The 18,898-nt window shown below is 70.4% G+C and carries 18 protein-coding genes; 14 read left to right on the top strand and 4 right to left on the bottom strand.

Annotated elements, in window-relative coordinates; genetic code table 11:
- From FBY41_RS16630 to FBY41_RS16600, 7 genes are read left to right on the top strand one after another with little or no spacing between them, the layout of a single operon-like run.
- Positions 1–1,320, top strand: coding sequence for a Gfo/Idh/MocA family protein (locus FBY41_RS16630; protein WP_311769420.1), 1,320 nt, complete (start codon positions 1–3; stop codon positions 1,318–1,320).
- Complete coding sequence (locus FBY41_RS16625; RefSeq protein WP_141845398.1) at positions 1,313–2,293, top strand: NAD(P)-dependent oxidoreductase; 981 nt, start codon at positions 1,313–1,315, stop codon at positions 2,291–2,293. The genes FBY41_RS16630 and FBY41_RS16625 overlap by 8 nt, the downstream gene beginning before the upstream one ends.
- Positions 2,290–3,069, top strand: coding sequence for an SDR family oxidoreductase (locus FBY41_RS16620; RefSeq protein ID WP_141845397.1), 780 nt, complete (start codon positions 2,290–2,292; stop codon positions 3,067–3,069). The genes FBY41_RS16625 and FBY41_RS16620 overlap by 4 nt, the downstream gene beginning before the upstream one ends.
- A 51-nt stretch (positions 3,070–3,120) precedes the next feature.
- Positions 3,121–4,125 (top strand): Gfo/Idh/MocA family protein, encoded by a 1,005-nt coding sequence (locus FBY41_RS16615; RefSeq protein WP_141845396.1) that lies wholly within the window; start codon positions 3,121–3,123, stop codon positions 4,123–4,125.
- Complete coding sequence (locus FBY41_RS16610) at positions 4,122–5,057, top strand: sugar phosphate isomerase/epimerase family protein (protein WP_141845395.1); 936 nt, start codon at positions 4,122–4,124, stop codon at positions 5,055–5,057. The genes FBY41_RS16615 and FBY41_RS16610 overlap by 4 nt, the downstream gene beginning before the upstream one ends.
- A gap of 5 nt (positions 5,058–5,062) precedes the next feature.
- Entirely contained in the window at positions 5,063–6,082 is a 1,020-nt protein-coding gene (locus FBY41_RS16605; RefSeq protein ID WP_260439851.1) for a Gfo/Idh/MocA family protein, read from the top strand.
- Complete coding sequence (locus tag FBY41_RS16600) at positions 6,079–6,948, top strand: sugar phosphate isomerase/epimerase family protein (RefSeq protein ID WP_221629327.1); 870 nt, start codon at positions 6,079–6,081, stop codon at positions 6,946–6,948. Before FBY41_RS16605 ends, FBY41_RS16600 begins: the two co-directional genes overlap by 4 nt.
- Here FBY41_RS16600 and FBY41_RS16595 read toward each other — a convergent pair.
- Together FBY41_RS16595 and FBY41_RS16590 are read right to left on the bottom strand one after the other, a co-directional pair.
- Positions 6,934–7,614 carry an ABC transporter ATP-binding protein gene (locus tag FBY41_RS16595; RefSeq protein WP_141845393.1) on the bottom strand — a complete coding sequence of 227 codons (681 nt, stop codon included), beginning with the start codon at positions 7,612–7,614 and terminating at the stop codon, positions 6,934–6,936. The two genes, FBY41_RS16600 and FBY41_RS16595, sit on opposite strands and share 15 nt — an antisense overlap.
- Positions 7,611–8,807 (bottom strand): ABC transporter permease, encoded by a 1,197-nt coding sequence (locus FBY41_RS16590; RefSeq protein ID WP_141845392.1) that lies wholly within the window; start codon positions 8,805–8,807, stop codon positions 7,611–7,613. The genes FBY41_RS16595 and FBY41_RS16590 overlap by 4 nt, the downstream gene beginning before the upstream one ends.
- Before the next feature lie 304 nt (positions 8,808–9,111).
- On the opposite strand from FBY41_RS16590, the gene FBY41_RS16585 reads away from it, so the two are divergent.
- The 7 genes from FBY41_RS16585 (at position 9,112) to FBY41_RS16555 (ending at position 16,528) form a co-directional block, all read left to right on the top strand.
- The gene (locus tag FBY41_RS16585; protein WP_221629326.1) at positions 9,112–10,383 is read left to right on the top strand and encodes a sensor histidine kinase; all 1,272 of its coding nucleotides are present in this window, start codon (positions 9,112–9,114) and stop codon (positions 10,381–10,383) included.
- On the top strand, positions 10,380–11,036 hold the full coding sequence (locus tag FBY41_RS16580) for a response regulator (RefSeq protein ID WP_141845390.1): 657 nt from the start codon (positions 10,380–10,382) through the stop codon (positions 11,034–11,036). Before FBY41_RS16585 ends, FBY41_RS16580 begins: the two co-directional genes overlap by 4 nt.
- A 73-nt stretch (positions 11,037–11,109) precedes the next feature.
- Positions 11,110–11,832, top strand: coding sequence for a hypothetical protein (locus tag FBY41_RS16575; RefSeq protein WP_141845389.1), 723 nt, complete (start codon positions 11,110–11,112; stop codon positions 11,830–11,832).
- 7 nt (positions 11,833–11,839) lie between these two features.
- The gene (locus FBY41_RS16570; RefSeq protein WP_141845388.1) at positions 11,840–12,160 is read left to right on the top strand and encodes a hypothetical protein; all 321 of its coding nucleotides are present in this window, start codon (positions 11,840–11,842) and stop codon (positions 12,158–12,160) included.
- Positions 12,151–13,137 carry a LuxR C-terminal-related transcriptional regulator gene (locus FBY41_RS16565; protein ID WP_141845387.1) on the top strand — a complete coding sequence of 329 codons (987 nt, stop codon included), beginning with the start codon at positions 12,151–12,153 and terminating at the stop codon, positions 13,135–13,137. Before FBY41_RS16570 ends, FBY41_RS16565 begins: the two co-directional genes overlap by 10 nt.
- 225 nt (positions 13,138–13,362) lie before the next feature.
- Entirely contained in the window at positions 13,363–13,824 is a 462-nt protein-coding gene (locus tag FBY41_RS16560; protein WP_141845386.1) for a DUF6325 family protein, read from the top strand.
- 373 nt (positions 13,825–14,197) lie between these two features.
- Complete coding sequence (locus FBY41_RS16555) at positions 14,198–16,528, top strand: lysylphosphatidylglycerol synthase domain-containing protein (protein ID WP_185749130.1); 2,331 nt, start codon at positions 14,198–14,200, stop codon at positions 16,526–16,528.
- Between the two features lie 3 nt (positions 16,529–16,531).
- On the opposite strand, the gene FBY41_RS16550 is transcribed toward FBY41_RS16555, so the two are convergent.
- Together FBY41_RS16550 and FBY41_RS16545 are read right to left on the bottom strand one after the other, a co-directional pair.
- The gene (locus tag FBY41_RS16550) at positions 16,532–17,506 is read right to left on the bottom strand and encodes a YihY/virulence factor BrkB family protein (protein ID WP_221629325.1); all 975 of its coding nucleotides are present in this window, start codon (positions 17,504–17,506) and stop codon (positions 16,532–16,534) included.
- 9 nt (positions 17,507–17,515) lie between these two features.
- Positions 17,516–18,817 (bottom strand): anaerobic sulfatase maturase, encoded by a 1,302-nt coding sequence (locus FBY41_RS16545; protein ID WP_141845384.1) that lies wholly within the window; start codon positions 18,815–18,817, stop codon positions 17,516–17,518.
- Between the last annotated feature and the right edge of the window lie 81 nt (positions 18,818–18,898).

Raw genomic sequence — 18,898 nt, 5'->3', positions numbered from 1 at the left:
ATGCCGTCCGGCACCCCCGGCTCCGGCGAGCTCTCCCCTCCCGACCTCTCTCCAGAAAGCGACATCGTCATGGTTGGACACATCAACGACAAAGGCGTCACCGAGCTCGGTGTGGGCCTGATCAGCGTCGGCTGGATGGGCAAGCTGCACAGCCGCGCCTACCAGGCCATCCCGCTCGTCTACCCCGAGCTGGGCATCCGACCGCGGCTCGTGCACGCTGCGGACACGGCCCCCGACCGGGTCGACTACGCCCGCGAGGTCCTGGGCTACTCCCGCGGCAGCATCGACTACCGCGACGTCCTCGCCGACCCCGAGGTCGACGTCGTCTCCATCTGTGCACCGAACCTGTTGCACCGCGAGATCGGCGTCGCCGCGGCGGAGGCCGGCAAGGCGTTCTGGATCGAGAAGCCCGTCGGCCGCGATGCCATCGACACGGCCACCGTCGTGGCCGCGGCCGAAGCAGCGGGCGTCACGACGTCGATCGGCTACAACTACCGGCATGCGCCCGCCGTGGAACGCATCCGTGAGCTCATCGCGAACGGCGAGCTCGGCCGCATCACCAACGTCCGGGCGGTCTTCTTCAACGGCTATGCCTCCGAGCCGAACGGGGCGTTGTCCTGGCGGTTCAAGCGTGACCTCGCCGGCAGTGGCGCGCTCGGCGACCTGCTCAGCCACGTCGTCGACCTCATGCAGTACGTCGTCGGCCCGATCACCGACGTCAGCGGAGTGCTCTCCACGGTGCACCAGCAGCGACCCATCCTCCCGATGGGGCAGGCCACCCACTTCGCGGTGATCGAGGACGGTGAGCTCGGGGACGTCGAGAACGACGACTACGCCGCGGCGCTCGTCCGGTTCTCCGCCGACTCCCCCGGCGCCGGTGCGGTCGGCACCCTGGAGGCGTCGAGAGTCATCGTCGGACCCCAGTGCGGGCTGGCGTTCGAGGTGTACGGCACCGAGGGCTCCGCCTCGTGGAACTTCGAGCAGATGAACGAGCTCAAGCTGGCGTTGGGTCGCACCGGCCCCAACCAGGGGTACACGACCATCCTGGGCAACGCATCGCAGGGCGAGTACGCCGCCTTCCAACCAGGACCCGGCAACAGCCTGGGCTACGACGACCTCAAGGTGGTCGAGGCCAAGAAGTTCCTCGTCGCCGTCACGGGCGGACAGCAGCGCAACTCCACCATCCAGGAGGCGCTCGCCGACGCCGAGGTCATCGCCGCCACGGCAGCGTCCGCGGTCGACGGGCAGTGGCACAAGGTGCCGCACGTCCCCGGAGCCACCTTCGGGCACGACCCGGGTCCGGCGGTCGGCAATGCCTGAGGTCGCCGAGCTGCCGGTGGTGGTCGGCCTGGGTCAGGTCGACCCCGACCTGGTCAGTCCCGTCCTCGGTGGGCGCTGCCGGTTCGTCCCGAACCCGACGGATGCGGACCTCGCGCTCGCTCAGGGCGCCATCGCCCGGGCCGACGCCGAGGTCGACCAGGAGTTCCTGGCCCGCGCGCCGCGCCTGCGTGTCGTGGCGCGGACCGGCGTCGGTGTCGAGCGGGTCGACCTCGACGCCGCGACCGCTCGGGGCATCGCGGTCGTGACCACGCCCGGTGCGGGAACGAACGCGGTGGCCGAGGGTGCCATCGCCATGGCCATGCACCTGGTGAAGCGCTTCGGCCCCCTCACCACCCTGGTCCGGTCGGGCCGGTGGGCGGCGCGCGGCGCGGTCTCCGTCGGTGACCTCGGCGGCTCGGTGCTCGGGGTCGTCGGCTACGGGCGCATCGGCCAGCGGGCCGCGGTTCTCGGCGCCGCGCTCGGCATGACGGTCCTCGCCCACGACCCCGTGAGCGAACCCCCCGCCGACGTGCGCTGCGTGGACCTGCGTGATCTCGTCAGCAGAAGCGACGTGATCACGCTGCACCTGCCGCTCCTCGAGTCCACCCACCACCTGATCGGGGCCGATCTGCTGCGTCACGTCAAGCCCGGCGCGGTCCTCGTCAACTGCGGCCGGGGTGGCCTCATCGACATCGACGCCGTCCACGCGGCGCTGGAGGACGGCCGTCTCGGCGGTGTGGGGCTCGACGTCTTCGACCCGGAACCCCCGGTGCACCATCCGCTCTTCGACCATCCCGACGTCGTGCTCACGCCACATCTCATGGGGCTCAGCCGGCAGGCCACGGCGGCCACCTTCGGCGACGCCGCTCAGGGCGTCCTCGACGTGCTCAGCGGCCGGTCCCCGGAAGCAGTCGCCAACGCCGGGTGGGATCACGCAGCCACCGTCCCGACCACCGGGAAGGAGTCGACATGAATGACCTCCTGACAGGCAAGGTGCTGCTCATCAGTGGCGGCACCCAGGGCCTTGGCGCCGGCATCGCCCGGGCTGCCGCCCGTGAGGGCGCCACGCTGGTGCTGGCCGGCCGCAACGCCGAACGCGGCGAAGCGGTCGCTGCCGAGCTCCGCGACACGGGTGTCGACGCCAGCTTCGTTCGTGCCGACATCGTCAACGTGCCGGAGGCTCAGGCCGCCGTCGCAGCCACCATCGAGCGTCACGGCCGCATCGACGGCCTCGTCAACGCCGCCGGGCTCACCACTCGGGGCACGATGCTCGACACCACGCCAGCGCTCTTCGACCAGCACATCGCCGTGAACCTTCGGGCCCCGTTCTTCCTCATGCAGGCAGCGATCGCCGACATGGTGCGCCGGGGCGAGCCGGGCACCATCGTCAACGTGATCTCCATCGACTCGCACGGCGGTCAGGCGTTCCTCGCGCCGTACGTCGCGGCCAAGGCCGGGCTGGCGGGGCTGACGAAGAACGCCGCCCACGCCCACCGCTGGGACCGGATCCGGATCAACGGCCTCAACATGGGCTGGTCCGCGACCGACGGCGAGGACGTCACCCAGCAGCAGACCCAAGGTGTCGGCCCCGACTGGCAGGAGCGCGCCGCGGCACAGCTCCCGATGGGCAAGCTCGGCCAGGTCGACGAGATCGCCGACTTCGTCGTCTTCCTGCTCTCCGAGCGCAGCGGCGTCGTCACGGGCTCGGTCATCGACTGGGACCAGAACGTCATCGGTGGTCTCGGCTGACCGGAACACCCCGTCATCAGCACGTCCCAACTCGTATCGAGGAGATAAACCATGCGCCTTGGCCTGATCGGTCTCGGCAGAATCGGCTCGTTCCACGCCGACACCCTGTCCCAGCTTCCCACCGTCGAATCCCTGGTCGTCACCGACGCGGTCCCTGCTGTCACGCGCGCCGTGGCGGACCGCGTCGGCGCGGACGTGGCGGACTCGCCCGAGAGCCTCATCCGCAGCGGAGTCGACGCCATCGTCATCGCCGCCGCGACGAACGCCCACACCGAGCTGATCCGGGCCGGGATCGACGCCGGCATCCCCGTGTTCTGCGAGAAGCCACTCTCCGGCGACCTCGCGGAGGCCGTCGCGGTAGCCCGCTACGTGACCGACAGCGGGATAGCCGTGCAGGTCGGCTACCCCCGCCGCTTCGACCCCGCGTTCAGCGCAGCCCGCGCGGCCGTTGAGGCCGGGGAGCTGGGTTGGGTCCACACCGTGCGCTCCACGACCCTCGACCCCGCGCCTGCACCACGCGCCTACATCGAGGCGTCCGGCGGGATCTTCCGGGACTGCAGCGTCCACGACTTCGACACCGTCAGGTGGGTCACCGGCCGGGAGGTCGTCGAGGTCTACGCGACGGGCAGTGCGAAGGGGGATGACTTCTTCGCCGAGTTCGGTGACGTGGCCACGGCCGCCACGGTGCTGACCTTCGACGACGGCGCCACCGCGGTGGTGTCCAACACCCGCTACAACCCTCGCGGTTACGACGTGCGCCTGGAGCTCCACGGCACCGGCGACAGCGTCGCCGCGGGGTGGAGCGACACCACTCCCCTGCGCAACCTCGAACCCGGCGTCAGCTGGCCGGCCGGCCCCCCGGCGACCTTCTTCATGGACCGGCTCGCCAGCGCCTTCCAGGCCGAGCTGCACGCCTTCACCGATGTCGTCGCCGGGCAGCGCACGTCGCCCTGCACCGTTGACGACGCCCTCGCGGTGGCCTTCATCGCCGAGGCCGCCACCCTGTCCGTGCAACAGCACCGTCCGGTGCAGATCGACGAGGTCCGACAGTCATGACTGGCCCCACCCTGAACGCAGCTTCCCCCGCGACGACAGCGGCCGACAACAGGATCGCCGGCGCCCCCATCTCGTGGGGTGTGTGCGAGGTCCCGAACTGGGGCTATCAGCTCACCCCGGAGCGGGTGCTCGCCGAGATGCAGGAGGTCGGCCTCTCCGCGACCGAGCTCGGCCCGGACGGGTTCCTGCCGGCCGATCCGACCGAGATGGCTGCGGTGCTCCGGAGCCACCAGCTCACCGCGGTCGGCGGCTTCACCCCCGTGCTGATGCACCAGGCTGCGCACGACCCGCTTCCCGAGATCAGCCGGATCCTCGAGGGCTACGACGCCACCCACGCAGAGGTCCTCGTTCTCTCCGCCGTGTCGGGACTCGACGGCTACGACACGAGGCCGACCCTCGACGAGGCAGGCTGGAAGCTGCTGCTCGACAACCTCGACCGCATCGCGCAGATGGCGTCCGAGCACGGCGTCCGAGCGGTGCTCCACCCGCACGTCGGCACGATGGTCGAGTCCGGTGCCGAGGTGCAGCGGGTGCTCGAGGGATCCTCCATCGCGCTCTGCCTCGACACGGGGCACCTGCTGATCGGCGGAACCGACCCGGCCGAGCTGACTCGTCAGTCGCCCGACCGCATCGCGCACACGCACCTCAAGGACGTGGACAGCACGATCGCAGACCAGGTGCGCGCCGGGCGACTCACCTACACCGAGGGCGTCGTCCGAGGCATGTACCGCCCGCTGGGGACCGGGGACGTCGACTTCGGGTCGATCGTGGACACCCTTCAGGGCAACGGCTACACGGGGTGGTACACCCTCGAGCAGGACACCATCCTCACGGAGGAGCCCTGCGGCGAGGGCCCGATCCACAACGTGCGCATCAGTGCCGACCACGTGCGGCACCTGCTCGCCCGCTCGACGGCTGCGACGCCGGGGTGAGCGCCGTGGAGCCACTGAGGCTGGGCCTGCTCGGTGCGGCCCGGATCACCAACCTGGCCGTCATCAAGCCGGCGCAGATCACCGGCACCCGACTGGTCGCCGTCGCGGCGCGGGACCCGGCCCGTGCCGCGGCCTTCGCCGACACCCACGGCATCGAGCGGGTCCACGAGTCCTATCTCGACGTCATCAACGATCCCGAGGTGGAGGCGGTCTACAACCCGCTGGCCAACAGCCTGCACGCCCCCTGGAACACGGTCGCCCTCGCCGCAGGCAAGCACGTCTTCACCGAGAAGCCATCTGCCAGCAACGCGACCGAGGCCGCGGACGTCGCCAGCCTGGCGAGCAGGACCGATCGGCAGTTCTTCGAGGGATTCCACTACCTTTGGCACCCCCTGGTCGCGCGGCTCCACGCCATTCTCGCCAGCGGGGAGCTCGGTGAGCTGCGGCACGTCGAGACCGTGATGGACATGCCGGCCCCGGACGCGAGCGATCCGCGCTGGTCGCTGGAGCTCGCCGGCGGTGCGCTCATGGACCTCGGCTGCTACAGCCTGCACTCCATGCGTGTCCTGGCGCCGTTCCTCGGCGGTGAGCCCGCGCTCGTCAGCGCGAGCGGAGGCGAACGCCAAGGGCACCCTGGGGTCGACGAGTGGGTGACCGCCGAGCTGGAGTTCCCGAACGGCGTCACCGGGACCGCGGGCTGCAACATGGCGAGCGACCACCACCAGATGAGCCACCGTCTGATCGGCACGGCGGGAGAGGCTGTCATCACCGACTTCGTCAACCCGCACAACGACGACCGGCTGATCGTCACCACCACCAAGGGCACCCGCACCGAGCGCCTCGGCACACGCTCCTCGTACACGTACCAGCTCGAGGCGTTGACGACGGCGATCCGCACCGGCGTGCCCGCCCGCACCGACGCGGCAGACGCGGTCAGGACGATGCGCCTGATCGACCAGTGCTACAAGGCAATCGGTATGACACCACGGCCAGCTGCCGTCGACTCCGAAAGTGATGAGACATGACAGTGCCCACGGACGAGCTGCTCGCCACCTGTTGGACGACCGCAGGCGACGCCGCCTCGGACCGGCCCGACCTGCGCAGCCCGTTGACCCTGCGCGAACGGATCGAGGCCGCATCCGCGGCCGGCTTCCGGGGCTTCGGCCTGCTGTCGGACGACCTTCCCGCCGCCGTGGCCGCCTACGACCTCGAGGGAATCCGAGCGATGCTCAACGACAACGGCATACGGCACCTGGAGCTCGAGGGGATTCCGTACTGGTGGGATGACGGGGCGCACCAGCAGGAGTCGGACCGGGTGCGCCACGCCCTCCTCGGGGCGGCAGAGGCGCTCGGGGCCCGGCACATCAAGGTCACCCCCGACGGCGACGACGGCCCGTGGGACCGCAGCCTCTGGGCTGCCAGGTTCGCCGAGCTCGCGGCGCAGGCAGAGGGGGTGGGTGCCCGACTCGGGATCGAGTTCTTCCCGTGGTCGAACGTCAAGACCCTGAGTGATGGACTGCAGCTCGTCGAGGACGCGGGCCATGAGGCGGGAGGGGTCGTCATCGACACCTGGCACATCGCTCGCGGGCACACGCCTGCGTCTGACCTGGCGACCGTGCCGCGGCACCGGATCATCGGCGTCGAGCTCAACGACGCCGACGAGCAGGTCATCGGGACGCTGTTCGAGGACACGGTCCATCGGCGCCGCTACTGCGGTGAGGGCAGCTTCGACCTCACCGCCATGATCACCGCACTGCGGACGGCCGGCTGGAACGGTCCCTGGGGCGTCGAGATCCTGTCCGACGAGCACCGCTCCACGCCCGTCGAGGAGGCCGTTGCCCGTGCCGCTGCCAGTGCCCGCACCGTGCTGGGCTCCTCACCGGTCGGCTAGCCGGCGGAGCGTGCCGTCGACCACGTGCGTCACCCGGTCGGCGGCCTGGAGATGACGCTCGTCGTGGGTCACCATCAGCGTCGTGAGGTCACGCTCGACCGTGAGCCGCCGCAGCAGCTGCACGATCGCCTCGCCCCGCTGGCTGTCGAGGGCGCTCGTGGGTTCGTCGACGAGGAGCAACCTCGGGTCGTTCATCAGGCCGCGGGCGATCGTCACGCGCTGGCGCTGACCACCGGACAGCTGGTGAGGGCGCCTGCCCACACAGTCGCCCATCCCGACGGCGGCGAGCAGCTCCGTCGCTCGCGGGTGCGCAACCGAGAGGGGTGTGCCGTTGAGGTGAGCGATGACGAGAAGCTGGTCGAGAGCCGTGAGCGACGCGAGCAGGTTGGAGCTCTGGAAGACGATGCCGATGCGTTCGCGGCGCACCGCGGCCGTCTCCTTCGGGCTGAGTCCCGAGAGGTCCCGCCCGTCCAGCAGCACCCGCCCGGAGTCGGGAGCGATGAGCGTCGCCGCAACCGCAAGGAGACTGGACTTGCCGGAGCCTGAGGGACCCGTCACGGCGGTCAAGGTGCCGGGTTGCGCTGTGAGAGAGACCCGTTCGAGGGCAGTGACGCGCTGAGTGCCATCGGGGTAGGTCAGGGTGATGTCGTCGAGCTGAAGGGTCATCGTGAACTTCCGAGAGCAGTGAGAGGGTCGACGGTGGTGACGGTGCGCAGCGAGAAGGCCGCTCCCGCGAGGCCGAGCACGGTCATCACGACAACCGGCACCAGGAGCGTCGGCAGGTCGAGGACGAAGGGCACGGCCGAGCCGACGGTGGCGGTGATCACCGACCCGACGGCTGCCGCCACTGCGGAGCCCAGAGCGGTGCCGACGAGCAGCAGGACGAGCGCCTGCCCGAGGGCGTCCCCGAGGAGGTAGCGCGTGGACGCGCCGACGGCCTTGAGGATGGCTATCTCACCGCTGCGCTGGACGGTCCACACGGTGAAGAACGCCCCGATGACGAGAGCGGAGATGGCGAAGAGCAGGGCCCGCATCAGCTGCAGCGAACCGTTCTCGGACGAGAAGGACCCGATGGCCGAGACGGACTCCGCCGGGGTGAGGGTGACGGTGCCCAGCCTCTGGTCGGCGGCGGCAAGATCGGCGCCGAGGTTCGCGCCGGCATCGGAGCCGACACCCGCTGAGCCATCCGCGCCATCTGCGCCCTCCGCGCCAGCCGCGGGCCGCTCCGCGTCGCCCGTGGTCAGGGCGAGGAACGTCGCATGGCCCGGCTCGAGACCGGAGGCAGGCGCGTTCGCCGTCGCTGCCCAGACGACGGGCGCGTGCGAGAACTCGTCGGTGCCGGAGACCTCCCCCACCGTGACCGACTGCCCGTCCAGGTCGATACGGTCGCCCGCGGTGACATCGAGCGCTGCCGCTGCCCCGGCCGACAGGACGACCCGGTCGGCAGCCACTCCGCCGGGCGCACCCGCCTCGCCGGCCCCGTTGACCCCGCCTGGAGCGAGCGACGACCCATCCGGCACGGCGAAGACAGCGACCGCAGTGGTGCGCCCACCGCCGCTCGCGCGGGTCATCGACACGACGACTGGCTCGGCCCTGCGGACGCCGGGGACGTGTGACCACGAGGCGCGCACCGAGGGCCCGACCGACGAGGTGGTGAAGTCGAGCTTCTGCCCGGCCGGGGGCGCCTCGAACACGAGGTGGTCGGCGGTGAGGTTGGTCACCGCAGAGGTGTTGCCGCGCCCCAGGCCGACCGTGAGGCCCGAGAGCAGGACGACGAGCAGGGTGATGAGTGCCACGACGGCGCCCATGAGGGCGAACCGGCCCTTGGCAAAGCGAAGATCTCGGATGGCGACGAACACGCCGGTGCTTCCTTTCCACGGGTTGCGCGACCCGCCTCCGCGCCGGGTGGGTCGCGTGCAGGGTCGACGCGCTGCAGCTGCAGCGCCGGTCTCCACCTTCCTCGAGCGCCACGTGGTGGCACATCGAGCGGGAGGAGGGTCTCCCCGCAACGATCGGCGCACCTGACGGTCAACCTTTCGGTGGATGCTGGCGGCCGGCGCGCCGCCGTAGGGTTGCCGGGACATGTCCTCCGGTGCCCCCTCCCATCCACCCTCCGCCCACGCGGCGTCCCCCTCCCCAGCGTCCCGATGGGGCACGACCCCCGTGCCCACTCCGTTGCGGTGGGGACTGCACCTGTTGGTGGCGGCCCTGCTCGCGCTCGCCGCCGTGCGCAGCGTCCTCGATGGAAGTGATGGCTGGCCGTGGGTGGTCGCGTGCTCGGCTCTGGTCGGCGCCGTGTATGCCGTGGGGCCACGGTGGAGCGCCTTCGCCGGGTCCCGGCGTGGGCTCCATCGCTGGCTCGCCGTGCTGCTCGGGGCCTGGGGCGTCCTGCTGGTCCTCAGCCCAGAGGCCGTCTACCTCGCGTTCCCGTGGTTCCTCCTGTTGCTCCACCTGCTCCCGCGCGCTGCTGGGCTCGTGGTCGTGGCGTTGACGACTGCCGCCGCGGTCGTTGGGTTCGCTTGGCATCAGGACACGTTCACTGCCGCGATGGTCATCGGTCCCGTGATCGGGGCCGCTGTGGCGATCGCCACGGCGTACGGCTACCACGCGCTCCAGGCCGAGTCCGAGCAGCGGCGGCGACTCATCGTCGAGCTCGACCGGACCCGTGCAGAGCTCGCAGCCGTGCAGCACCGGACGGGGGTCCTCGACGAGCGGGAGCGGCTCGCCCGCGAGATCCACGACACCCTGGCGCAGGGGCTGTCCAGCATCCAGCTGTTGCTTCGCGCGGCAGGCCGGGCGCTGGACCCCGCCCCGCAGGTGGGCGTGGCGTCGCAGGTCGACAGAGCCAAGGCTGCGGACCTGGTCGAGCAGGCCCGCCAGACCGCCCAGGAGAATCTCGCCGAGGCGCGGCGCTTCGTGCGCGAGCTGGCTCCGAGTGATCTGGAGGAGTCCACCCTGCCTGCCGCCCTGCAGCGGCTGTGCGACACGACGTCCGCGCGAACTGGCATACGCGTGTCGTTCCACGACGAGGGCGAGGCGGCCTCGCTCGGCACGCCCGTCGAGGTCGCCCTGCTCCGCATCGCCCAGACCGCGCTCGCCAACACGGCCCAGCATGCTCACGCCTCCCGGGCCGACGTCACGCTGACCGTCATGGACAGCGCGGTGACCCTCGACGTCGTCGACGACGGCACGGGCTTCGACACGCGTGCCCCACTCCAGGGGTCTGCTCGGGGCTCGGCGCAGGCCGGTTTCGGCCTGCGCTCCATGCAGTCCCGGGCCGCCGAGCTCGGTGGTGTGCTGACCGTGGAGTCCGAGCCCGGGCGGGGCACCGCCGTGTCTGCCCAGTTCGCACGTGCGGCTGCGACACCGTCGGCCCAGGATGTGGTGGGCGAGGACGACGTGCCTTCAGCACCGGCGGATGAGCCGGCCCGATGACGTCGATCCGCCTCCTCCTCGCCGACGACCATCCCGTCGTCCGCGCCGGGCTCCGTGCGGTGCTCGAGCCGGAGCCCGGCATCCTCGTCGTCGCTGACGTCGCCACCGCTGAAGCTGCAGTCGCGCGCGCCGCGACCGGAGACGTCGACGTGGTGCTGATGGACCTGCAGTTCGGCCCGGGCATGAGTGGCATCGAAGCCACCCGGCAGCTCACCGGCTCACCTGCCGCCGCCCGAGTGATCGTGCTGACGACCTACGACACGGAGGCGGACATCATCGCCGCCGTCGAGGCCGGCGCCTCCGGCTACCTCCTCAAGGACGCGCCGCCGGAGGAGCTGGTGGCGGCGGTGCGAGCCGCGGCTGCCGGTCAGTCCGCTCTCGCGCCGGCGGTGACCGAGCGCCTCGTCGAGCGCCTGAGGGCGCCACGCACCGCCCTCAGCAGCCGCGAGACGGAGGTGCTCACGCTGGTCGCCGACGGCCTCTCCAACCAGCAGATCGCCGCGCGCCTCTACGTCTCGCAGGCCACCATCAAGTCCCACCTCGTGCACATCTTCGCCAAGCTCGACGCGGACTCACGCACGTCGGCTGTCGCGATCGCGGTCGCGCGAGGGCTGATCCGCCGCAGCGGCCCGCCGCCGCTGCCCGAGGCCTGACCCGGCTGTCGCGCACAGGACACTCCCAGCGTCGCTCCGGCCCTCTGCCCGAGCACGGGTCTACCGTTTCTGCATGCCCGGTCGTTCGTCAGGGAGGGGCAGGCCAGAGCCGCGATCGTCCGCGGGCGAGAACCGGCTCCCGCCCGCGGCTGCCGTCATCGTCGCCGTCATCACGTATGCCGCCCTGCCGGAGAGCCTGCTCGTCGGTCCGCGGTTCGCCATCCCCGTCGTCGAGCTGGTCCTGTTGTGCACGCTGCTGGTCACCAACCCGCGGCGACTCGTCAGGCAGACGAGGTGGTCGCGCGCGGCTTCCATCGCGCTGGCCTGCGTCGTCATCGGCACGAATCTCGTGGCCCTGGGAATGCTCGTGAACGCCCTCACCTCGTCGAAGGCAGAGGGCACCTCACTGCTGCTCGCAGGCATGCAGGTGTGGGTCACCAACGTCATCGGCTTCGGGCTGCTCTTCTGGGAGGTCGACCGCGGTGGGCCGGTGGCGCGGCACACCCTCGCTCGCAACCAGCTGCTACCCGCCGACTGGCGCTTCTCCCAGGACGAGAACCAGGACGCGGTGCGCGAGGTCTCGGCGAGCTCGAGCGTCTCCAGCAACTGGAGGCCGGCCTTCATCGACTACCTCTACGTCTCGCTCACCAACTCGAGCGCCTTCAGCCCGACGGACACGATGCCGCTGACGGGTCGTGCGAAGGCCCTCATGGGCCTCGAGGCCACTGCGGCGCTGCTCACGTCGCTGCTCGTCGTGGCTCGCGCTGTCGGGGCTCTGGGCTCGGGTGGCGGGTGATCTCGGGATGCCCGGACGCGTCGGGCTGTCGCCCGAGCCGGTGGAGCCGCCAGCCGACGATGGCCATCCAGATCGGCAGGAGCACGCCGAAGTAGCCGAAGAAACCTCGAAGACCATGCGCAGCGCCTCGGTGGTGACGGTGCTGCGGTTCTGTGCGACGAGCGCCTCGGCGGCGGCAGCGTGTCCGGTTCCCAACGCCCCCTCCAAGAACGTCGGGAACCGGAACGTCATTGTGTCGCCGCACCGCGTGATGAAGGATCATCCTCAGGATGACCCAGGCATCAGCCTCGGGCGGAGTGATGTGCGGAAGGAGCACGAATGCCGTTGAGCGACCCGGTGGTTCGTGCGTTGCGCCATGCCGACCAGATGATCCGCGAGGCCGAGCGGGGCGATGCCTTCGGCGTGTACGACGCTTGCCGGGCGGCGGTCGCCGCCATCTCGAGACTCGACGACTTCTACATCGCTCTCGTCCAGGAACGCGACCGTCAGATCTCCTACCCCTACATGTTCAGCAACGGACGGTTCCTCGAGACGGGGACCGTGACCTACGGGCCACGGGGCGTCGTCGCCTGGGTCGTGGCGTCACGCAAGCCCTACCGCTACCGCGACGACGATGGCGCCCTGCTCAACCATGGAGTGCGCTTCGGCGACGGAGAGCTGTCTGCCGACGCCGTCGTCGTGCCGATGGTCGACGAGCACGGGGTCATCGGTCTCATGGGGGCACTGTCGGACTCGCCGGACTCGTTCAGCGACGAGGTGGTGACGGCGATGGCCTGGCTGGCCGGACACGTCGTCGATCGCGTTCTCGCCGCGTCACCGAGCCGCCGGCTGGACCTCGGTCTCGTCTACCCCGAGCTGCTCGACACGGGGCGGGCAGGCACGCTGATGGCGGTGAACCACGTGGCATCGGCCCTGACGGAGATGGCCTCGGAGATCGAGGGGCTGCGCAGCGTGCTGGAGCGCAGCGGCGTGGACGGATCCACCTCGGAGCGGCTGACGGCGCTGGGTCGCCGCTGCTTCGAGGTGCAGGCTGCACTCGTCACGCGTCTCGGGGCTCACGCCACGCCCGAGGTGGCGACCGCTCCACCGCCGAACCCGCTCGACGGACTCTCACCCAGGGAGCGAGCCGTCGTGGAGCTGGTCGTGAGCCCCACGGGCGATCCCGGCAACGCCGGCATCGCGAAGGCCCTCGGCATCGGAACCCCCACGGTGAAGTCGCACATGGCGTCCGCCCTCGCCAAGCTGGGCCTGCGCAACCGCAGTGAGCTCCGCTGGCTCGTCAAGGGGTCGGGACCCATCGAGTAGCAGCTCATGTGGCAGCCCGGCCCCTCGTGTCCTGCGCGGTCCGAGGTGGACCTCTCCCGTGTTGCAGGGAGGTGATGACCGATTGTTCATCCCCGTCGGATGAGGCGCAGCCGACGGCTCGTCCCTAGCGTGATGACCAGTGCTCGTGCAGGACTGGGGGTTCCCGGGCCTGGCACGAAGCATCCCGGAGTAGCGAACATCACGAATGGAGAAGGAGCGAATGACATGACGGTCAACATTGACGAGCTCGGCCCGGTCGACTGGATCGTGCTGGAGTTTCCCGGCGCAAAGCTCAACGGTGAGATCGCACCGGTTCTCAAGGACTACGTGGATCGCGGACTCATTCGCGTGCTCGATCTGCTCTTCCTCAAGAAGGACGAGAACGGCGATTTCGAGGCATTCGAGGCTGCCGACATGGAGGACAGCGAGATCGGCGAGCTGCGCAGCTACGAGACCGAGCTGGCCATGCTGTTGAGCGAGCAGGATGTGGCTGATCTCGTCGAGACCATCGAGCCCGGCAGCGCGGCTGCCGTGCTCGTGTGGGAGAACCTGTGGGCCGCTCCGTTCGGTGCAGCCGCACGCCATGCTGGCGGCCAGCTGGTCGCCAGCGGACGCATCCCCATCCAGGCGGTCATCGCCGCCATGGAATCCGACGCAGAAGAACTCGACGCAGAAGAAGGAGCATGACATGCCACTCGCAGCCCGACGCAGGAGAAGGACCGTCGCAGCCGTCGGCGGGGCCGTGGTCGTCGCCCATGGCGTGAACCGCCGCCACGACCGGCGTGAAGACCGCAGGGAAGACCGCCGCGACCGCAGGTAAGACCGCCGCGACCGCTGCTGATCCGGACGTCGAGCGGGGGTGGCCAGCGATGAGCTCGCCCCCGCGCTCGACCCGTGGCTGAGGAGGTCGCTGGGCATCCCACGCCTACGAGACGGTTGCCCTTATCGTGGCCGCGTTGTCGCGATGGACGTGGAGGTGGAGGTGGTCATGGTGACGGATGCGGCTGCCAGGGGCGGACCCGGGCGGTCGACGATCCATCGGCCCCGTTACCTCGTCGCCATGGACGACCAACCTCGGGTCCGACGGGCCAGCGACCTCACGACGGTCATCATCGGCATGGCGCTGCTCGGCTGGAGCATCGCCAGCCTCGACCAGACCAGCGACTCGACCACCGCGGCCCCGCCGCCCACGACCGCCCCACTCCCGACCTGGGCCCTGTCGCTGCTCCAGCTCGTCAACACCCTGGCGCTCGTCTATGCGCTCGGCGTCGTCGTCGTGCTGGCCCTGGCGCATCGAAGGTCGGCTGTCCGCGACGTCCTCGCGGCAGGGGCGCTGGTGGTGCTGGTGACCTGGGGGTGCGTGGCGGTCTTCGACCAACCGTGGCCGGCGCCGCTTCCGGAGTACGTCCCCGGAGGAGTGCCGCCGCAGTTTCCCGTCCTTCACGTGGCTATGGTGACGGCGGTGCTCCTGGCCGCCTCCCCCCACCTGGCCAGGCCCATCCGCCAGTTCGGCTGGGCCCTCGTCGTCATGGCGGGAGTGGCCGCGCCCGCGCTCGGGTTCGGCAGTGTCAGCGGCGCGATTGCCGGTCTGGGGATCGGGATGGTCTGTGCGGGTGGCGTCCTGCTCGTCTTCGGGTCGCCGCGCGGCTACCCGGCCGTCGCGTCGGTCGACGAGGCGCTGACGGATCTCGGCCTCCCCCTGACGGACATCCGGGTCGACCCCGACCAGTCGTGGGGAGTGCGCCGGATGATCGGGGTGGCAGCCGACGGTGGACTGGTCGAGATCAAGGCCTTCGGTCGCGACGCGACCGACTCCCAGCTCGCGGCGAAGGTCTGGCGGCCGATCGTCTACCGGGGCGAAGGGGTCAGCCTGAGCCTCTCCCGGTTGCAGGCCGCGGAGCACGAGGCGCTCGTCACGGTGCTCGCACGACGGGCGGGTGTTCGGGTGCCGGAGGTGCTGGCTGCGGCCAGCACCTCCGGCGAGGTGGCGGTCCTGGCGCTCTCCCGTGACGGGATCCGGTTGGACACCCTCGACCCGGAGAGCGTGTCGGACGCAGAGCTGGTGCACCTGTGGCGCGACGTCGCCAGGCTGCACGATGCGGGTATCACCCATGGGTCGCTGGACCCGGCAGCGGTGCGCCTCGACGAGGGTGCACCGATCATCACGAACTTCTCCATCGGCTCCCTCCACCGGCGTGAGCGCGACGCCCAGCTGGACGTCGCCCGGCTCCTCTTCGGTCTGGCCCAGCTGGTGGGCGTCGATCGCGCCGTCTCCACCGCCCACGAGGCCCTCGGCAGCGAACGACTCGGCGCCGCAGTCGCCTACCTCCAGGCCCCGGCGCTGCCGACGTGGGAGCGACGACACTCCCGCGCGGTCGCACGAGAGCTGAAGGCCCTGCGTGCCGGCGTCGTGGAGCGCACGGAGGTGCAGGTGCCCGAGCCGGTCAAGCTTCGGCGGGTCGGGCCCCGAGATGTGCTGACCCTGGTCGTGCTCCTGCTCTTCGTCAGTGCCTTCATCCCCGTCCTGGCGGGGGTGGACTACGAACAGCTGTGGGCCGAGCTTCAGGATGCGATCTGGTGGATCGTCGTGGCGACAGTCCTGCTGGGCCAGCTGGTCTTCGTCCCCCAGGCCGCCTCGATGATGTTCGCGGTCGGTCGGTCGCTGCCGCTGAGGCCGGCGACGATCCTGCAGAGCGCCATCGCGTTCATCTCGTTCGCGATTCCCGGGGTAGCCGGGCGCGTCACGATGAACGCGGCATTCCTCTTCAAGTACGGGGTGACACCGGCAGTCGCAGTGACGCAGGGGGCCATCGACGGACTGTCGGGCTTCATCGTGCAGGTGATCGTCGTGCTCCTGGCCTTCGCAACCGGGTCGGTCTCGTTCGACATCGCCGCGACCTCGTCCAGCGACATCGACCTGTGGCTGGTGCTCGCGGTCGTCATCCTCCTCGTGGGCGCTGCCCTGTTGGCGGTCTGGAAGGTGAAACGCCTGCACGAGCGCGTGGTGCCGGTCGTGACCTCCGCGTGGAGAGCCCTGACCGACCTCATGAAGGCACCATCGCGAGCCCTCGGCCTCTTCGGGGTCCAGCTGATCATCCAGCTTGCCTGGGGCCTGATGCTGTCAGCCGCGCTGTATGCCGTGGGGTCACCGCTCGACCTGCTCCCCTGCACCGTCGTGGTCGTGGCGACCAGCCTCTTCCAGGGAATCGTCCCGGTGCCCGGTGGCATCGGCGTGTCGGAGGCGCTCATGGTCGGTCTTCTCGTGCCGCTGGGAGTGCCGAGCGAGGCGGCGATGGCGGCCACCGTGGTCTGGCGCGTGGGGACGTTCTACCTTCCCGCGGTCGAGGGATTCTTCGCCTCACGGTGGCTCGAACATCGCGGCTACCTCTGACCGTCACTCCCCGGGGCCCTTGAGCTGCACGGTGATCCGCTCGTCCACCAGCCGCTCCTGCTCGGTCGCGAGACGCGTGAGGGCACGGATGTCCGCCGGCGTCGGCCGAGAGGTGTCGAGGGCCCGGGGCCACAGACGGCTGCTTCGCACGACGGCGGTCTCGGCGGCATACAGCAGCGTCTGGCTGACGACGTAGAGCAGCGCGAAGATTCCGGCGACGGTGGCGAAGCTGCCGTAGACGGGGCCCGACTTGGTCACGAGGAGAGCCAGCAGCCGAGCCCCGACGGAGAGCACGAGGGCGACGGTCACCGCACCGGTGACGGCGGCCAGCCAGCTGCTGCGCCACGACACCGGCCTGGCCACGAGAACTCTCCCCGCGGCGAGGAGGACGCCGAACACCACGAGCGCAGACGACGCCCCCGCCGCAAGGCGCTGCAGCTGACCGATGTCCGGAAGGGCCCCGGCGGCAACGGTGAGCGCGGCCACGAGCAGACCGCCCGTCAGCACGACGATGAGCATCAAGACGATCCGGGCGTAGCGTGCGACGAAGCCGAAGCGGGACCGCAGCGGCACCGCGGCCACGTGGTTGAGGGTCTCGTAGGCGGAGCGGACCACTCCCGTGGCGGAGAACAGCAGGCCGATGATGCCGACGGCAAGAGGGAGCCCGGACGTCGGCATCGCGACCAGGGCGGCGTTGACGGTGTCCTGCAGCGCAGGTGGAACCAGCGCCTCGACCATCTCCGTGCGCAGGGCGGGGTGGTTGGCGAGCGCCCAGCTGAGCACCGCCACGGCGACGAGGAGGAGCGGGAAGATGCTGAGGAACCCGTAGTACGTGATGAGGGCTGCCTGCCGCCCTCCGGCGTCGTCGCCGTACTTCTTCACCACCGCATACGGGAAGCCGAGCATGCCGTGGCGTTGCTGCACGGTGTCGGCCCACGCGAGCATCCGCGCCCCGATCGAACTGGCACCCGTCGGCACGTCACCTCCTCATCGCCTCGTCGCGCCGTGGCAGTCTGCCCACGGCCGTCCGACCCCGCACGTGCACGGGTCGTCGGGGCCCCGCTTGGCGTCCGCAGCGGCATACCAGTCCCGCAGGGCGGTGGCGTCTCTGCCTCGCCTCAGCAGGGCTGCCATGACCCGCATCGGCGCGTCGACGTGGCGGAAGAAGAGCTGGTAGCCCTCGCAGAGGTAGTGCAGACCCGGCTCGCCTTCGGGTGTCGTGATGAAGCGGTCCTTGGGGCAGCCGCCGTTGCACGCGAAGCGGACGTCGCACGACCTGCAGTACTCCGGCAGGGTGTCGAGTTTGGCCTGTCCGAAGGCCCGCTGCCGGGGTGAGTCGACCAGCTCGAGCATCGTCCGTCCCTGCGTGATGTTGCCGAGCAGGTAGTTCGGCTCGACGTAGTGGTCGCACGAGTAGAGGTCGCCGTTGTGCTCGAGGGCGACGGCGTCCCCGCAGGTGCGGGCGTGGACGCACAGGCCCACCTGGTCCATGCCCATCCAGTGCGCGAGGGCCGTGTCGAACATCGAGACGAAGACGTCGCCGACGTCGTGGCGGGCCCACTCCTCGAAGACGTCGACGAGGAACCGTCCGTACTGCTCGGCACCCACGGTGCGATGGGTGACGAGGTCGCCCTCCTGGAGGTAGAGCGGCCGGTCACCCGACCGCGCCCCCCACCCGGACTCGGCCAGGGGCAGCAGCTCAGGGGTCACGCGTTCCACGATGGGGATGAGCTGCACGAACGTGGCCCCGAGCTCGTCGCGCAGGAACGTGTAGACCTCGCGGCCGTGGTCGCCGTTGGCGGCGTTCACCGTCGTCAGGGCGTTCCACTCGACGCCGTTGCGCTTCAGCGCCTCGAGGCCGCGGATGACCCGGTCGAAGGTGGGCTTGCCGCCCTTGTCGACGCGATAGGCGTCGTGCATCTCGCGCGGCCCGTCGATCGAGACCCCGACGAGGAAGTCGTTGTCGCGCAAGAAGGTGCACCACTCGTCGTTCAGCAAGGTGGCGTTGGTCTGCAGGGTGTTGAGGATCCGCTGGCCCGGCGCGGCGAATCGCTGCTCCAGCTCGAGGGTGCGGCGGAAGAAGTCGATGCCCATGAGCGTCGGCTCGCCGCCCTGGAAGGCCACGACCACCTCCTCGGCACCACGCTGGGCGGCGAGGAGCTGGCTGATGTAGGCCTCGTGGACGTCCGCGTCCATCCGGAAGCCGCTGCCCGGGTAGAGCTCGTCCTTGGAGAGGAAGAAGCAGTACTCGCAGTCGAGGTTGCAGATCGCCCCGGTGGGTTTGGACATGACGTGGAAGGACCGCGACGCCGTCAGCGGCGGCGCCGCAGCCCTTCCTCCGTCACGACCCGGGTCCACGGTCACCCACGG

It is taken from the genome of Humibacillus xanthopallidus, from assembly GCF_006716675.1.
Taxonomy (GTDB): Bacteria; Actinomycetota; Actinomycetes; order Actinomycetales; family Dermatophilaceae; genus Humibacillus; species Humibacillus xanthopallidus_B.
This window is presented reverse-complemented; position numbering and strand designations above follow the sequence as displayed.

Excerpts from the sequence above, each read along its gene's own strand:
- FBY41_RS16630 (WP_311769420.1), top strand. The coding sequence starts at position 1 with ATGCCGTCCGGCACCCCCGGCTCCGGCGAGCTCTCCCCTCCCGACCTC.
- FBY41_RS16625 (WP_141845398.1), top strand. The coding sequence starts at position 1,313 with ATGCCTGAGGTCGCCGAGCTGCCGGTGGTGGTCGGCCTGGGTCAGGTC.
- FBY41_RS16620 (WP_141845397.1), top strand. The coding sequence starts at position 2,290 with ATGAATGACCTCCTGACAGGCAAGGTGCTGCTCATCAGTGGCGGCACC.
- FBY41_RS16615 (WP_141845396.1), top strand. The coding sequence starts at position 3,121 with ATGCGCCTTGGCCTGATCGGTCTCGGCAGAATCGGCTCGTTCCACGCC.
- FBY41_RS16610 (WP_141845395.1), top strand. The coding sequence starts at position 4,122 with ATGACTGGCCCCACCCTGAACGCAGCTTCCCCCGCGACGACAGCGGCC.
- FBY41_RS16600 (WP_221629327.1), top strand. The coding sequence starts at position 6,079 with ATGACAGTGCCCACGGACGAGCTGCTCGCCACCTGTTGGACGACCGCA.
- FBY41_RS16595 (WP_141845393.1), bottom strand. The coding sequence starts at position 7,614 with ATGACCCTTCAGCTCGACGACATCACCCTGACCTACCCCGATGGCACT.
- FBY41_RS16580 (WP_141845390.1), top strand. The coding sequence starts at position 10,380 with ATGACGTCGATCCGCCTCCTCCTCGCCGACGACCATCCCGTCGTCCGC.
- FBY41_RS16575 (WP_141845389.1), top strand. The coding sequence starts at position 11,110 with ATGCCCGGTCGTTCGTCAGGGAGGGGCAGGCCAGAGCCGCGATCGTCC.
- FBY41_RS16570 (WP_141845388.1), top strand. The coding sequence starts at position 11,840 with ATGCCCGGACGCGTCGGGCTGTCGCCCGAGCCGGTGGAGCCGCCAGCC.
- FBY41_RS16565 (WP_141845387.1), top strand. The coding sequence starts at position 12,151 with ATGCCGTTGAGCGACCCGGTGGTTCGTGCGTTGCGCCATGCCGACCAG.
- FBY41_RS16560 (WP_141845386.1), top strand. The coding sequence starts at position 13,363 with ATGACGGTCAACATTGACGAGCTCGGCCCGGTCGACTGGATCGTGCTG.
- FBY41_RS16555 (WP_185749130.1), top strand. The coding sequence starts at position 14,198 with ATGGACGACCAACCTCGGGTCCGACGGGCCAGCGACCTCACGACGGTC.
- FBY41_RS16545 (WP_141845384.1), bottom strand. The coding sequence starts at position 18,817 with ATGTCCAAACCCACCGGGGCGATCTGCAACCTCGACTGCGAGTACTGC.